We start from the raw sequence: 14,370 nt of genomic DNA on the forward strand, positions 1-14,370 counted from the left end.
ATGGAAGCCGTCAAGAAAAAAGGCGTATTGAACCTGGTCTCGGTCGGACCCGGTTTCGAAGAAATGATCATCCCGCGCGCCATCGAGGCCTTGCGCGATAGCGAGGTCATCGTCGCCTACGAGTTGTACCTGCGCTGGATCGCCTCGCACATCGAGGGCAAGGAAATCCACACGCCGCCGCTGACGCAAGAACGCGAGCGCGCCTTGCTGGCCATCGAGCAGGCCCGCGCCGGGCGCCGTGTGGCGCTCATCTCCAGCGGCGACATCGGCATCTACGCCATGGCCGCGCTGGCCTTCGACGACATGCGCGAGGACGATACCTATGAGGTCAACGTCATTCCCGGCGTGACCTCGGCCAATGCCTGCGCTTCACTGTTGGGGTCGCCGCTGTCGCATGACTTCGCCACGCTGTCGCTGTCGAACCTGCTGTGCCCGTGGTCATGGATCGAGCAGCGCGCCAGCCACATCGCCCAGGCCGACCTGGCCTGTGTGCTCTACAACGTGCAAAGCGCCGGCCGGCAGGAGGGCGTCTACCGCATCCTGCAGCTGATGCTGCAGCACAAGGCTCCCCACACCCTGTGCGGCGTGGTGCGCAACGCCTATCGGCCGGGCCAGCAGGTGTCCATCCATCGCCTGGACGAATTGCCGGGCCTGCAGTTCGACATGCTGACCTCGATCGTCATCGGCAACCGGTTTACCCAGCGCAAGCGCGACTGGATCTTTACGCCGCGCGGCTACAACGACTGGAGCGAGGAATCGCAAGCCGCCGAAGCGGTGCAACTGCCGCGACAGGCAGTGTGGGTCTTTGCCGGCACCAGCGATGGCAATCGGGTGGCACGTGAGCTGGCCACGCAAGGTGAGCAGGTGGTGATCTCCACGGCGACCGCCTATGGCGGCGAACTGGCCAGTCAGGATTGCCCGGGTGCCCATGTCTGGTCCGGCCGCCAAGGCGTGGAAGCGCGTCGCCAGGCCCTGCGCGAGAGCCAGGCGCGCGTGCTGGTGGATGCCACGCATCCGTTTGCGGTGCAGATGTCGCAGCAGCTCATGATGCTGGCCAAAGAGTTGGCGATTCCGTATCTGCGCTACGAACGTCCGAGCGACCTGGCTGCCGATGATCCGCACGCCTGCGCCGACATGGAAGACGCCGCCACGCGCGCCATCGCCATGGGCCGCCGCATCTTCCTGGCCACCGGCTCCAAGGACCTGGGCAGCTTCCTGCAGGCACCCGGTGCAGGGGGCAGGCAATGGTTCGCACGCGTCACCGCTGATCCCGATTTCATCCAGCGCGCACTGGAGCTGGGCTTGCCGCGCGCGCACCTGTGCGCCATGCAGGGACCGTTCTCGCAGGCCTTCAACGAAGCGCTGTGGCGGGATTGGGGCATCGACTGCGTGGTCACCAAGGATTCGGGCGAGGCGGGTGGCTATCGGGCCAAGGTAGAGGCGGCGCGCGCCCTGGGCATCCCGCTGTTGACGGTGCGCCGGCCAGTACTGGCCTATCCGCAGGTGGCCCATGACGTGCCGGCCCTGCAGGCGCAACTGGCGGCACTGGCCGGGGGCTGAGCATGGCCAGCGTCGCACCCTCCCTGCCGCCGCCCTTGCCGCCGATACCGGTCACGGTGGTGACCGGTTTCCTCGGTGCCGGCAAGACGACCTTGCTGCGCGGCCTGGTCCAGCGTCGCCAGTCGCGCCGCCTGGCTTTGCTCATCAATGAATTCGGCGAGGTCGCCATCGATGGCGACCTGCTGCGTGCCGAAGGGGATGCGCAGGGCCACGTGCAGATCCAGGATTTCGCCCATGGCCTCATCGCCTACGGTGACGATGAACATTTCGTGCCGGCCATGCTGGCCCTGGCCGCGCGGCGGGCGCAGATCGATCATGTGCTCATCGAGACCTCAGGCCTGGCCTTGCCCAGCGCCGTCATGGAAGTACTGCAATCGCCGGAACTGGCCCCGCATTTCGTATTGGACGCCACGCTGGCCGTGGTCGATACGCCGCTGCTGCTGGAGGAAGCCTTCGCCAGCGGGGACGCCGTGCGCGACGCGACGGCACAGCTGTTCCGCCAGCAGCTCGAGTGCGCCGACGTGGTGGTGTTGAACAAGATCGATGGCATGGAAGAAGCGCCGCTGCTGCAGGCCGAAGAAACCGTGCGCGCGCTGGCCCCCAATGTGCGCTTCCTGGAGCTGGCCTATGGGGCGAGGCTGGACATCCGCCTCGCACTGGGCCTGCGCCTGCACCAGGCGGGCAGCACGGTGCATCACCATTACACGCCGGTGGCCATGCCGGGCGAACGCGCCACCGTGGCAGCGGACCAGTGGCGCTTCAATGGGCATGCGCACTCCGGGCTGGGGGCGCACAGCCACGGCATGTCCACCCACAAGCATTTCCACGAGCAGGACCCCGGCTGGCAATCCTTCACGCTGCGCAGCCAGACAGCGCAAGAGCCCGAGGCCCTGCGCCGTGCCGTCGTGGCCGTGGCGCTGGACCAGCCGATCCTGCGGACCAAGGGTTTCATCGCCACCGGCGAGGGCAGCACGCAATTGCTGCAAGCCGTGCGTGCGCGTGCCGTCGTGGCCGGTGCGCAGGGCGGCACGAGCGCAGGACGGTCGGAACTGGTCTTCATCGGCTACCACCCCAGTCGTGCGCGTGTGGCGCAGTTGCTGTCGTCGTTGACCGGCACCGACTGGATTTGATTTTTTGCAGTATCAGGAAACTACCTCACCATGAAAACCGATCCCGAATCGCACAAGCGCATGACCCAGCGTCACAAGGAGGGCTTCGAGAAGAAGAAGGCCGCCGCCCAGAAAGAAAAGGGACTCTTGATCGTCAACACCGGTACCGGCAAGGGCAAATCCAGTGCCGCCTTCGGCATGGGCATGCGCATCCTCGGCCACGGCATGAAGCTGGGGGTGGTGCAGTTCATCAAGGGCGCGCTCTACAGCGCCGAGCGGGACTTCCTGGGCGGACATGCCAACTGCGACTTCCACGTCGTCGGCGCAGGCTACACCTGGGATACCCAGGACCGTGACGCCGACATGCGTACCGCCGCACGCGGCTGGGCAGAGGCCGTGCGCATGATCGAGGATCCGAGCTACGACATGGTGATCCTCGATGAACTCAACATCGTCCTGAAATACCAGTACCTCGACCTGGAGGAAGTGCTGCGGGTCTTTGCGGCACGCCGCGAGATGCTGCACATCGTCGTCACCGGCCGCCATGCGCCGGAGGCCTTGATCGAACAGGCCGACCTGGTCAGCGAGATGCGGCCCCTGAAACATCCCTACAAGGAGCAGGGCGTGAAGGCGCAGAAGGGCGTGGAGTTCTGATGTCATCCCAGGATCACCGCTGTCCCGCCCTGTTCATCTCGGCACCTGCTTCCGGCCACGGCAAGACCACCATTACCGCGGCCCTGGCGCGCCTGTACCGGCGCCAGGGCAAGCGGGTGCGCGTGTTCAAGACCGGCCCCGATTTCCTCGATCCCATGGTGCTGGAGCAGGCCAGCGGCCAGCCGGTAGTCAACCTCGACTTGTGGCTGGGCGGCGAGGATCATTGCCGCCGCCAGGTGGCGCTGGCGGCCGCCGAATCGGACGTGCTGCTGGTCGAAGGCGTGATGGGCCTCTTCGATGGGGAACCCAGCAGCGCCGATCTGGCGCAGTTGCTGGGCATTCCCATCGTGGCCGTCATCAATGCGCGCGGCATGGGGCAGACCATCGGCGCGCTCGCGCAAGGCATGCTGGCCTACCGTCCCGAGCTGCAATTTGCCGGTGTGCTCGCCAACGGCGTGGCCAGTCCGCGTCACGCGCAGATGCTGCGCCAGGGCTTGCAGAATGCGCGGCCCTCGGTACCGCTTCTGACCGGCCTGCAACGCGACATGCAATTTGCCTTGCCGGAGCGCCATCTCGGCCTGGTAGCCGCGCCCGAGATTGCCGACCTGGACGCGCGCCTGGATGCCGTGGCCGAGAGAATGTCATCGACTTCACTGGCCAATTTGCCGGCCCAGGTGGACTTCGGCACGCCCCCGCCGGAACGCGCGTTCCCGCGCCTGTTGGAAGGCAAGACCATTGCCGTGGCGCGGGACCTGGCGTTTTCCTTCATTTACACCGCCAACCTCGACCTGCTGGCGCAGATGGGGGCTGCCGTCGCCTTCTTCTCGCCACTGGCCGATGAGCCCTTGCCGGAGTGCGATGCCGTCTGGCTGCCCGGCGGCTATCCCGAGTTGCACCTGCCTGCGCTGCAAGCGGCGCAGCGAACCCGGTCCAGCCTGCGTGCCCATGCCGAGGCGGGCAAGCCGCTCTATGCCGAATGTGGCGGCATGCTGTTCCTGCTGGAGACGGTGATTGCCGGCGACGGCAGCAGCGGCCAGCTGTGCGGCATCCTGCCCGGCCAGGCCACGGTGCAGCCGCGCCTGCAGGGATTGGGTTACCAGACGCTGAAACTGAACCTGCCCGGCGCAGTCGGCGAGCATCTGCGCTGCCACACCTTCCACTATTCGCGTGCGGTGGTCGGGGCGGAGTTCATCGCGCGTGGCGAGCGTCTGTTCGATTCGTCCGAAGGGGAGGTGGTCTATCGCCGTGGCCAGGTCACGGCCAGTTACCTGCACGCGTATTTCCGCTCGGCGCCGCGCACGGTGGCGGCGCTCTTCGGAGGGGCAAGGGCATGAGTACTTCTTCCCCTCATCGTTATCCGCAGGAACAGGTCGACGCGGTCTACCGCGTCATTGGCGAGCGGCGCGACATGCGCCATTTCCTGCCCGACCCGGTCGCGCCGGCACTGCTGGAACGCCTGCTGCAGGCGGCCCATCAAGGCCCCAGCGTGGGCTTCATGCAACCCTGGCGCTTCATTCGCATCCGCAGCGATGCCTTGCGTCAGCAGATCCATGCCCTGGTGGAACAGGAGCGCATCGCCACCGCTCGCGCACTGGATCAGCGCGAGGACGAATTCATGCGCCTGAAGGTGGAAGGCATTCGCGAGTGTGGCGAGCTGCTGGTGGCCGCCCTGATGGACCGGCGCGAGGCCCACGTCTTCGGCCGCCGCACCTTGCCGCAGATGGACCTGGCCTCGTTGTCCTGCGCGTTGCAGAACATGTGGCTGGCCGCCCGTGCCGAAGGGCTGGGGATGGGCTGGGTGTCGCTGTTCGATCCGGCCGCGCTGGCCCCATTGCTGCACTTGCCGCAGGGCGCCGAACCGGTGGCCGTACTGTGCCTGGGCCACGTGCCCGCTTTCTATGACAAGCCCATGCTGGAGCAGGAGCAATGGGCGCCCCGCCAATGTTTGCAAGACCTGGTCTTTGAAGACCGCTGGCCCGCGCAAGGAGCATCACAAGCATGACTTCCCCAATCTCATCCCGGCATCGCAGCCTCATCTTCGGCGGCGCCCGCAGCGGCAAGAGCGCCCACGCGGAACGCCTGGCGCTGGCAGCAGCGCAGTCCGGTCCTCACGAGATCGTCTATCTGGCCACCGCCAATCGCGCCGCCAGCCGCGACGATGCCGAGATGCAGGAACGCATTGCCCATCACCAGCAGCGCCGCCGCGCGCTGGGTGGTCACTGGAGCACCGTGGAAGAACCGCTGGCACTGGGACAGGCGCTGCGCAGCCTGTGCCGGCCCGGGTCCGTGGTGCTGGTCGATTGCCTCACCGTCTGGCTGGCCAACCTGCTGTTTGCCGAGGGCGTGGATTATCCGGAGATGGGGCCGATCACGCCGCCGCTGGCCTTCACGCAGCAGCGCGTGGACTTCCTGCTGGCCTTGCAGGAAGTGCAGGGCACCGTGATCCTGGTCTCCAATGAAGTGGGCATGGGCATCGTGCCGCAAGGGGCGGTCTCGCGCTGGTTCGTCGATGAGGCAGGGCGCCTGAACCAGGCTGTGGCGGCGCTGTGCGAACGCGTGCAATGGGTCGCGGCCGGCCTGCCGCTGACCTTCAAGGACAACCCATGTTGAGCGGACTGTCGTGGCCCTCGCTGGCCGTGCTGATGGCACTGGGCATCGCCCTGGACCTGCTGCTGGGCGAGGCGCGGCGCTGGCATCCGCTGGTGGGCTTCGGCAACCTGGCCAAGCGTATCGAGGGTGCACTCAATCACGCTGCTGCGCTACGCCTGCGCGGGGTGCTGGCCTGGTGCCTGGCGGTAGTGCCGCCGGTGCTGGCCTGCGCCTGGCTGATCGCGCTGTTGCCTGGATGGCTGGGCGCGCTGGTGCACGCGGCATTGCTGTATTTCTGCATCGGCCTGCGCAGCCTGCGCGAGCATACCCTGCCGATTGCCCGGGCGCTGGCGCAAGGCGATCTGCCATTGGCGCGGCGGCTGACCTCGTACATCGTCAGCCGGGATACCCGTGAGTCCAGTGAGGGCGAGCTCGCCAAGGCGGGTGTTGAATCCCTGCTGGAGAATGGCAACGATGCCGTCTTCGGCACCCTGTTCTGGTTCCTGGTGGCCGGTGGTCCCGGGGCCTTGCTGTTCCGGCTGGCCAATACGCTGGATGCGATGTGGGGCTATCGCAATGCGCGTTTCCTGTATTTCGGCTGGTCTGCGGCCCGCATCGATGATGTCCTCAACTGGTTGCCCGCCCGCCTGACCGCCTATTCCTATGCGTGGCTGGGCCAGCGCCGCCAAGCCCTGGACTGCTGGAAGGCGCAGGCGCCCGCGTGGAGCAGTCCCAACGCCGGCCCCGTGATGGCTGCCGGCGCCGGTGCATTGGGCCTGGCCTTGGGCGGCCCTGCCATCTACGACGGTGAAGTGGAAGAGCGCCCGCCGCTGGGCCGTGGCCTGCCTGCGCAAGGGCCGGACATCGTGCGGGCCTGGCGCCTGGTAGCGATGAGCACGGCACTGTGGCTGGCGGTCGTCTGCGCGGTGGCGCTGCTGGGCCTGGCCATCGGAGCGGGAGCGCCTCATGCTTGAACACGGCGGCAATCTCAACGAGGCGGCGCGCCATTACGGCCGCCCGCGCAGTGAGTGGCTGGACCTCTCCACCGGCATCAATCCGCGTCCTTATCCGGCCCCCGTGCCTTCGCCCGATGCATGGCATCGCCTGCCCGAGCCCTCGCACGCGCTGCAACAGGCGGCCTGCGCGTATTACGGCGCCCCGCGCCTGCTGGCCGTGGCGGGGACGCAGGCGGCGATACAGGCATTGCCGCAACTGCGCCTGCAACAACAAGGCCGTCCGTCACAGGTGGTGGTCGCGGCCCCCATCTATGCCGAACACGCCCACTGCTGGCGGCGCGCCGGGCATGACCTGCGTGAAGTGCCGTATGACGACCTGGATGAGGCGGTCCGTGGATCGCACTGCGAGGTGCTGGTCCTGTGCAATCCCAACAACCCGACCGGTGCCATGGTGGCACCGGAGGATGTATTGCGCTGGGCATCGCTGCTGGCGCGACGCGGTGGCTGGCTGGTGGTCGATGAAGCCTTTGGCGATACCGTGCAGGCCCACAGCGTGGCCGCCCACTGCGACCAGCCGGGCCTGATCGTACTGCGCTCGGTCGGCAAGTTTTTCGGGCTGGCCGGGTTGCGGCTGGGTTTCGTGGGCGCAGCGCCCGCCGTGCTGGATGCACTGGCCGACTGGCTCGGTCCCTGGTCCATCAGTGGCCCGGCGCAACAGATCGGCAGCGCCGCACTGGGTGATCGTCCGTGGCAGGCCGCCACGCTGCAGACCTTGCTGGCGGAAGGAGCGCGCCTGCAAGCGCTGCTGGCACAGCACGGCATTCGTGCCAGCGGAACGGCACTGTTCCAGTGGTGGCCCGAGCCCGAGGCGCAGGCGTTTCATGCAGCGATGGCCCGTGCCGGCATCTGGGTGCGCCTCTTCACGCGCGGCGCCGGAGGCATCCGTCTGGGCCTGCCGCCGGATGAGGCGGGCTGGTCGCGGCTGCAAGAGGCCTTGAACACATGGAGCCAACGTGGCTGAGTTTCCCTTCCATACATTGATGATCCAGGGCACCACGTCGGATGCCGGCAAGAGCACCCTGGCCGCTGCACTGTGCCGCCTGCTGAAGAAGGATGGCATCGGTGTCGCTCCCTTCAAGCCGCAGAACATGGCCTTGAACAGCGCCGTCACCAGCGATGGCGGCGAGATCGGCCGGGCCCAGGCCCTGCAGGCCCAGGCCGCAGGCATCGCGCCTCACACCGATATGAACCCGGTACTGCTGAAACCCTCCAGCGATACCGGCGCCCAGGTCATCGTGCATGGCAAGGTGCGTGCCGACATGAACGCCCGCGACTACCACCGCTACAAGACCGAGGCCATGCAGGCGGTGCTGCAATCCTATGAGCGCCTGCGTGCGCAGTATGCCTGCGTGATCGTGGAGGGCGCGGGCAGTCCGGCCGAGATCAACCTGCGTGCGCGCGACATCGCCAACATGGGCTTTGCGGAAGCGGTCGATTGCCCGGTCATCATCGTGGCCGACATCGACCGCGGCGGCGTCTTCGCCCATCTGACCGGCACCCTCGACTGTCTTTCGGAGAGTGAGCGCGAACGCGTGATCGGCTTCGTCATCAATCGGTTTCGGGGCGACATCAGTCTCTTGCAGGGGGGTCTTGATTGGCTCGAAGCGCGCACCGGCAAGCCTGTGCTGGCGGTGCTGCCGTACCTGCATGGCTTGCATCTGGATGCCGAGGATGCGGTGGCGGCCACGCAGGAGACCAAGGGCGATTTCCGCATCGTGGTGCCGGTCTTCCCGCGCATCAGCAACCACACCGACTTCGATGCGCTGCGCGCCCATCCCGGTGTGGACCTGCGTTTCATCGGGCCAGGGCAACCGGTGCCACCCGCCGATCTCATCATCCTGCCCGGCAGCAAGAACACGCGCGGTGACCTGCGCTGGCTGCGCGAACATGGCTGGGACACGGCCATCGCGCGGCACCTGCGCTATGGCGGCAAGCTCATCGGCATCTGTGGCGGCTTCCAGATGCTGGGAGAGAGCGTGGATGATCCGCACGGCGTGGAAGGTGCGCCCGGCAGCAGTGTCGGCCTCGGTTTGCTGCCGATGCGTACCGAATTGACGCGTGAGAAGAAACTGCTGCAGGTCGCCGGCCAATGCGCCTTCGGTGAGGTGGCTGCCACGGTGAGCGGTTATGAAATCCATATGGGCGTCTCCTCCGGCCCGGCACTGGAGCGTCCTGCGTTCGTCATCGACGGGCGCGGCGAGGGAGCGCAATCTGAGGATGGGCAGATATTGGGCAGCTACCTGCACGGCATGTTCGATACGCCGCAAGCCTTTGGCGCGCTGCTGACCTGGGCAGGACTGGCGGGAACGGAGCCGGTGGACCTGGATGCGCTGCGCGAGGCCAGCCTGGAGCGGCTGGCCCAATCCTGCCGGCCTTTGTATGAGGCCTTGCAGCGGGTGCCGACGCGGTTTGCGCCGAAGTAATACGGCGTGACACCAAAGAAAATCCCGGCCTTGCGGGCCGGGATGCGGTTGGGGGAGTGGCGGATGGGAATCAGGCCAGGGCTTCCTTGGCGGCTTCTTCCGGGGTGAGGCCATCGTAGTAGAGGTCAGTGAACCATTCGACCTGTTCCTCGATGTGCTCTTGTGCCTGGTCCAGCGTGGCACCGCCCTTGACCAGGAACTGCTCGACTTCGGTACACCATTGGATCAGGGCTTCGGTTTCCGGGTCCAGTTTCTCTTTCTTGGGCATGTTGACTCCTTTGCTTCGGTGATGATGGGCGTGAGTGCCCTGTGCAAGGATAGGCCAAACCGGCCATGCGTGCGCGCTTTTATTGGGCAGGGTTCATTGCAGCAACTGGCTGCCGCTGCTGGCAACGCTGGCCGCCGCCAGGCTGCTGGCCAGCACCGCCGCCGCAGAACGCGTCTCCACCCCCAGCTTCACGAAGATATGTTCCAGGTGCTTGTTGACCGTGCGCGGGCTCATGCCGAGGATTTCGGCGATGTCGCGGTTGGTCTTGCCCTTGCCCAGCCAGAGCAGGACGTCGCTTTCGCGCGGCGTCAGGCGCGCGCCTTCCAGGGTGGCCGGCAGGGTCATGGCTTCTTCGCCGCGAGGTGACGCGCCCGCGATCTTCTCCTCCAGCACCAGGCTCACGCCATGCCCCTGGCCCGGACCGGAGAGCGTGATGTGCAGTTCGTCCTGTTGCTGGCGCACGATCAACGGCGGCACGTGATCCAGGCCCTCGCCCTGGCGCTGCCGTACCAGCTGCTCGTTGAGCCAGACCTGCAAGGGCCCCGGCAGCTTGTGGCTGGCCGGTGCCGCCGGACCATAGTATTTTTCCAGCCACTGTGAGGCCTTGCTGGTCTGCCACATCGGCAAGCCATTGCCGCCCAGCACGATCACTGCATGCGCCGCATGTTCCAGCATCCCGCGCGTTTGCGTCATCATGCGCGCGGTGCGGATATGCGCACCGATGCGTGCCACCACTTCCTGAGGACGGATCGGCTTGGTCACGTAGTCGATGCCGCCGACCTCGAAGCCGCGCACCACGTGTTCGGTCTCCGACAAGCCGGTCATGAACACCACCGGCACATGCGCCACCCGCTTGACCTGCTTGATGCGGCGGCAGGTCTCGAAACCGTCGATGCCGGGCATCATCGCATCCAGCAGGATCAGGTCCGGCGTGATGTGGTCCAGCCGCTGCAGCGCCGCCAGGCCGTCGGTGGCGACCAGCACGATATGGCCGCTTTCATCGAGCGCGTCGGACAACATGGCCAGGTTGTCGGGCATGTCATCGACGATCAGCACCACGTGTCTATCGAACGTCGTTGAGATCATGTCGGATCAGCTCCTTGATGCGGGTGACATATTCATTCAATCGGAATTGCTTGACCAGCTGCCGCAACTCGGTGGTGAAGGGCAGGTAGGCCGACTGCTGGCGCTCCATGGCGTCGAGCTGGCGCAGGATTTCCTTGGCGTAGCCGATGCTGCCCAGTTCCAGCAGGGTGGCCAGCTTGTCATGCGGCGGCACCAGCATCAGCGGTTGCGCCGTCGCTTGCGCATTCGCCGGCACAAGCGACGGCGGTACCTCCGGTGTCGCCTGGGCTACCCAGTCCAGTTTCAGGTGCTGCCGGATCTTGGCGAGCAATTCGTTGTACGAGACCGGCTTGACCACGAAGTCATTGACCAGCGGTGGCTCGTTGCGCTCGTGCAGGTTCTCGAAGGCATTGGCCGAGACCAGCAGGATGGGCAAGTGCGCCAGCCCGCGTGCGCGGATGGCACGGGCGACCGTCCAGCCATCCATCTGCGGCATGGCGATATCCAGCAGGATCAGGTCCGGGACTTCGCGTCCCAATCGTTCCATGCAGGCCAGTCCGCTGTCGGCTTCGCTCACCACGAATCCCAGGGGCATGAGCATGTCCCTGAGCAGCCGGCGCTGCGAGGCCTGGTCGTCCACCACCAGGATATGGCGCGAAGGCCCGGCGTAGCCCGACATCTGGTCTTCCAGCTTCAGGCGCGGGCGCGGCACGTGGACTTCAGGCAGGTAGATCTTGAGATGGAAACTGCTGCCCTGGCCGACCCGGCTCTGCACGCTCAGTTCACCGCCCATGATGTGCACCAGCATGCGGCTGATGGCCAGCCCCAGGCCGGTGCCGATGTCTTCCCGCAGATTGGCGGCGCTGCTGCGCTCGAAGGGCAGGAAGATGCGTTCCAGGTCCTCGTCGGCAATGCCGATACCGGTGTCGATCACATCGAAATAGGCGATCTCGCGGGCGTAGCGCAGCTTGAGCGTGACGCCACCGTGGTCGGTGAATTTGACGGCATTGCCCAGCAGGTTGATCAGGATCTGGCGCAGCCGTTTCTGGTCGGCGTGCACGATCTGCGGCAGGCGGCCCGATTTCTCGAAGCGGAAGTGCAGGCCCTTCTGCTCGGCCTGTGGCGCGAACATGCCCACGATCTGTTCCAGGAAGGCTTCCAGTGCCAGTTCGTCCGAGGCCAGGCGCATCTTGCCGGCTTCGATCTTGGCGATGTCGAGCAGGCCATCGATGAGACTCAACAGGTGTTCGCCACTGCGGCGGATGATCGCGATGGCTTCCTTGCGGGCCGGCGGGATGGTGGCATCGACGTGCAGGATTTGTGCGTAGCCGAGCATGCTGTTCAAGGGCGTGCGCAATTCGTGGCTCATCCCGGCCACGAAGCGGCTCTTGGCCAGGTTGGCCGATTCGGCGGCTTCCTTGGCGCGTTGCAGTTCGGCATCGGTCTGCTTGTGGGCCTCGATTTCCTGCAGCAGCAGGTTGGTCTGGCGCTCCGATTCTTCCTGGGCCACGGCGCGGCTTTCATTGGTCAGCACCAACCACCATGCGCCGACACCGACCACCACCAGAAGCAGGCAGAACAGCTTGATGAAGACGCCCCGCAATGAATCCGGTGCAGACAAGCTGAGCCCGGAGAGATCGGCCATCTGCTGGAAATACAGCATCCACAGCACGATGGCCAGCCCGCCGGCGAGCAGGCCGAAGACGCTCAGGTAATGCCCGATGCGCGTATTGAGCTTGAGCGCAAAGCGCGCCGGGATCAACTGGTGCAGGGTATGCAGGATCTGGTTGGGCAGGCGCGCGCGGGGCGTCTTGCAGCGATCCTTGCAGCGCGCATCCAGTGAACAGCACAGCGAACAGATGGCCCCCTGGTAGGCAGGACAGTGCGCCATGTCCGGCGTCTCGAACGCGTTGCCACAGATCACGCAGTCCAGCACCGAATGCGCTTGGCCCGGCGAGACCGGACGATAGTTCTGTTCGGACAGCGTATCGCGCCGCGCGATGTAGTAGCGGCTGCCGGTGGCCAGCGCGATCAGGGGCGCCGTCACCAGCGCCGTGCCCAGTGCGATGAAGGGAGCCATCGCGGCGATCGTCTTGCCCATCACGCCCGACATGGCCAGCGTGGAGAGCAGGGTGGCAATGGCCATCGAACCCACGCCGACCGGGTTCACGTCATACAGGTGGGCGCGCTTGAATTCAATGTGCGCCGGGCTCAGCCGCAGCGGCTTGTTGATGACGAGATCGGCCACCACGGCGCCGATCCAGGAGATGGCCACCAGGCTGTAGAGCGCCAGCACGTGTTCCAGTGCATTGAACACGCCCAGCTCCATGAGCAGGACTGCGATCAGCACATTGAACACCAGCCACACCACGCGCCCCGGATGGCTGTGCGTGAGGCGCGCAAAGAAGTTGGACCAGGCCAGCGAACCGGCATAGGCATTGGTGACGTTGATCTTGATCTGCGAGACCACCACGAAGAGCACCACCGCCCCCAGCGCAAAGGCCGGATTGCCGAACACGTACTGGTAGCCGATCAGGTACATCTGGGTCGGCTCCACGGCGCGCGCCATGGGCACTTCATGCTGGATGGCGAGGAAGGCCAGCAGCGTGCCGCCCAGCATCTTGGCCCCGCCCAGCAGGATCCAGCCGGGACCGGCCAGCAGCAGGGCGCTCCACCAGCGACCGCGATTGGCAGCGGTTTTCTGCGGCAGGAAGCGCAGGAAGTCCACCTGTTCGCCCACCTGCGCAATGAGCGAGAAGGCCACCGTGGCAGCGGCCCCGAAGAGCGTGAGGTTGAAGGAACTGCCTTCCTCTGCACGGCCGGCGAAGCTCATCAGGTTCGACAGCGCTTCCGGCTCCTTGTACAGCACGCAGGCATAGGGCAGCACCAGCAGCACCAGCCACAGTGGCTGGGTCCACATCTGCAGCCGGTTGATGAGGGTGATGCCGTAGGCCACCATGGGGATGATGATCAACGAACAGAGCACGTAGCCATACACCAGCGGCAGGCCGAAATAGATCTCGATGGCCTGCGCCATGATGGCCGCTTCCAGCGCGAAGAAGATGAAGGTGAAGCTGGCATAGATCAGCGAGGTGATGGTCGAGCCGATGTAGCCGAAGCCGGCACCGCGCGTGAGCAGGTCCATGTCCACCCCGTAGCGTGCCGCGTAATAGCTGATGGGCAGGCCGGTGGCGAAGAACAGCACCATCACGCAGACGATGGCCCAGAAGGCATTGGTGAAGCCATAGCTCAGGGTGATGGCACCGCTGATGGCTTCCAGCGCCAGGAAAGAGGTGGCCCCCAGCGCCGTATTGGCCAGGCGGAATTCCGACCAGCGGCGAAACGACAGCGGCGTGTAGCGCAGCGCGTAGTCTTCCAGCGTCTCGTTGGCGACCCAGGTGTTGTAGTCGCGCCGGACCTTGACGATGCGTTGAGTGGCGGGATGGGTCACGGTGGCTCTTGGTGAGGTCAGGGATCCGGAGGGTTGTCGTCGTCAGTGTCTTGTCAGGCTCGTTGCAGCGCACACGATCAGGTTCGCTCGTGTTTATGTCCAAGCAATTTTCAAACCATTCCGGGTAGGAGGGCATACGTCAAATGACGTAGATGCCTGTCTGCACACCATGAGAATTCACCAACAAATGGCAGGCTGCGTGGATGCCGCCGCCGCATCCCGACGCCACGCACGC

The 14,370-nt window shown here is 65.7% G+C and carries 12 protein-coding genes; 9 read left to right on the forward strand and 3 right to left on the reverse strand.

Annotated features, from left to right (window positions below; translation table 11 throughout):
• From cobJ to CEJ45_RS02050, 9 genes are read left to right on the forward strand one after another with little or no spacing between them, the layout of a single operon-like run.
• Entirely contained in the window at nucleotides 1-1,560 is a 1,560-nt protein-coding gene (gene cobJ / locus CEJ45_RS02010) for a precorrin-3B C(17)-methyltransferase (RefSeq protein ID WP_088753632.1), read from the forward strand.
• 2 nt (nucleotides 1,561-1,562) lie between these two features.
• Entirely contained in the window at nucleotides 1,563-2,690 is a 1,128-nt protein-coding gene (locus CEJ45_RS02015; RefSeq protein ID WP_088753566.1) for a CobW family GTP-binding protein, read from the forward strand.
• 30 nt (nucleotides 2,691-2,720) lie between these two features.
• On the forward strand, nucleotides 2,721-3,323 hold the full coding sequence (cobO, locus tag CEJ45_RS02020; RefSeq protein ID WP_088753567.1) for a cob(I)yrinic acid a,c-diamide adenosyltransferase: 603 nt from the start codon (nucleotides 2,721-2,723) through the stop codon (nucleotides 3,321-3,323).
• Entirely contained in the window at nucleotides 3,323-4,657 is a 1,335-nt protein-coding gene (locus tag CEJ45_RS02025) for a cobyrinic acid a,c-diamide synthase CobB (protein ID WP_088753568.1), read from the forward strand. Before cobO ends, CEJ45_RS02025 begins: the two co-directional genes overlap by 1 nt.
• The gene (gene bluB, locus CEJ45_RS02030) at nucleotides 4,654-5,325 is read left to right on the forward strand and encodes a 5,6-dimethylbenzimidazole synthase (protein ID WP_088753569.1); all 672 of its coding nucleotides are present in this window, start codon (nucleotides 4,654-4,656) and stop codon (nucleotides 5,323-5,325) included. Before CEJ45_RS02025 ends, bluB begins: the two co-directional genes overlap by 4 nt.
• Nucleotides 5,322-5,933 (forward strand): bifunctional adenosylcobinamide kinase/adenosylcobinamide-phosphate guanylyltransferase, encoded by a 612-nt coding sequence (gene cobU / locus CEJ45_RS02035; RefSeq protein ID WP_088753570.1) that lies wholly within the window; start codon nucleotides 5,322-5,324, stop codon nucleotides 5,931-5,933. Before bluB ends, cobU begins: the two co-directional genes overlap by 4 nt.
• Nucleotides 5,927-6,886: an adenosylcobinamide-phosphate synthase CbiB gene (gene cbiB / locus CEJ45_RS02040; RefSeq protein WP_088753571.1), complete on the forward strand. Its 960-nt coding sequence runs from the start codon at nucleotides 5,927-5,929 to the stop codon at nucleotides 6,884-6,886. The genes cobU and cbiB overlap by 7 nt, the downstream gene beginning before the upstream one ends.
• Nucleotides 6,879-7,889, forward strand: coding sequence for a threonine-phosphate decarboxylase CobD (cobD, locus tag CEJ45_RS02045; RefSeq protein ID WP_088753572.1), 1,011 nt, complete (start codon nucleotides 6,879-6,881; stop codon nucleotides 7,887-7,889). The genes cbiB and cobD overlap by 8 nt, the downstream gene beginning before the upstream one ends.
• On the forward strand, nucleotides 7,882-9,351 hold the full coding sequence (locus CEJ45_RS02050) for a cobyric acid synthase (protein WP_088753573.1): 1,470 nt from the start codon (nucleotides 7,882-7,884) through the stop codon (nucleotides 9,349-9,351). The genes cobD and CEJ45_RS02050 overlap by 8 nt, the downstream gene beginning before the upstream one ends.
• A gap of 70 nt (nucleotides 9,352-9,421) precedes the next feature.
• Here the strand turns inward: CEJ45_RS02050 and CEJ45_RS02055 are convergent, their stop codons facing one another.
• The 3 genes from CEJ45_RS02055 to CEJ45_RS02065 all read right to left on the reverse strand — a co-directional run bounded on the left by CEJ45_RS02055 (nucleotide 9,422) and on the right by CEJ45_RS02065 (nucleotide 14,135).
• A complete protein-coding gene (locus tag CEJ45_RS02055; RefSeq protein ID WP_008329502.1) occupies nucleotides 9,422-9,619 on the reverse strand; it encodes a hypothetical protein in 198 nt (65 codons plus the stop codon).
• Nucleotides 9,620-9,712: 93 nt separating this feature from the next.
• Nucleotides 9,713-10,705 carry a response regulator transcription factor gene (locus CEJ45_RS02060; protein ID WP_088753574.1) on the reverse strand — a complete coding sequence of 331 codons (993 nt, stop codon included), beginning with the start codon at nucleotides 10,703-10,705 and terminating at the stop codon, nucleotides 9,713-9,715.
• Nucleotides 10,683-14,135 carry an ATP-binding protein gene (locus CEJ45_RS02065; RefSeq protein ID WP_088753575.1) on the reverse strand — a complete coding sequence of 1,151 codons (3,453 nt, stop codon included), beginning with the start codon at nucleotides 14,133-14,135 and terminating at the stop codon, nucleotides 10,683-10,685. Before CEJ45_RS02065 ends, CEJ45_RS02060 begins: the two co-directional genes overlap by 23 nt.
• Nucleotides 14,136-14,370: the final 235 nt, after the last annotated feature.

The organism is Herbaspirillum aquaticum, assembly GCF_002213425.1.
Classification (GTDB): Bacteria; Pseudomonadota; Gammaproteobacteria; order Burkholderiales; family Burkholderiaceae_D; genus Herbaspirillum; species Herbaspirillum aquaticum.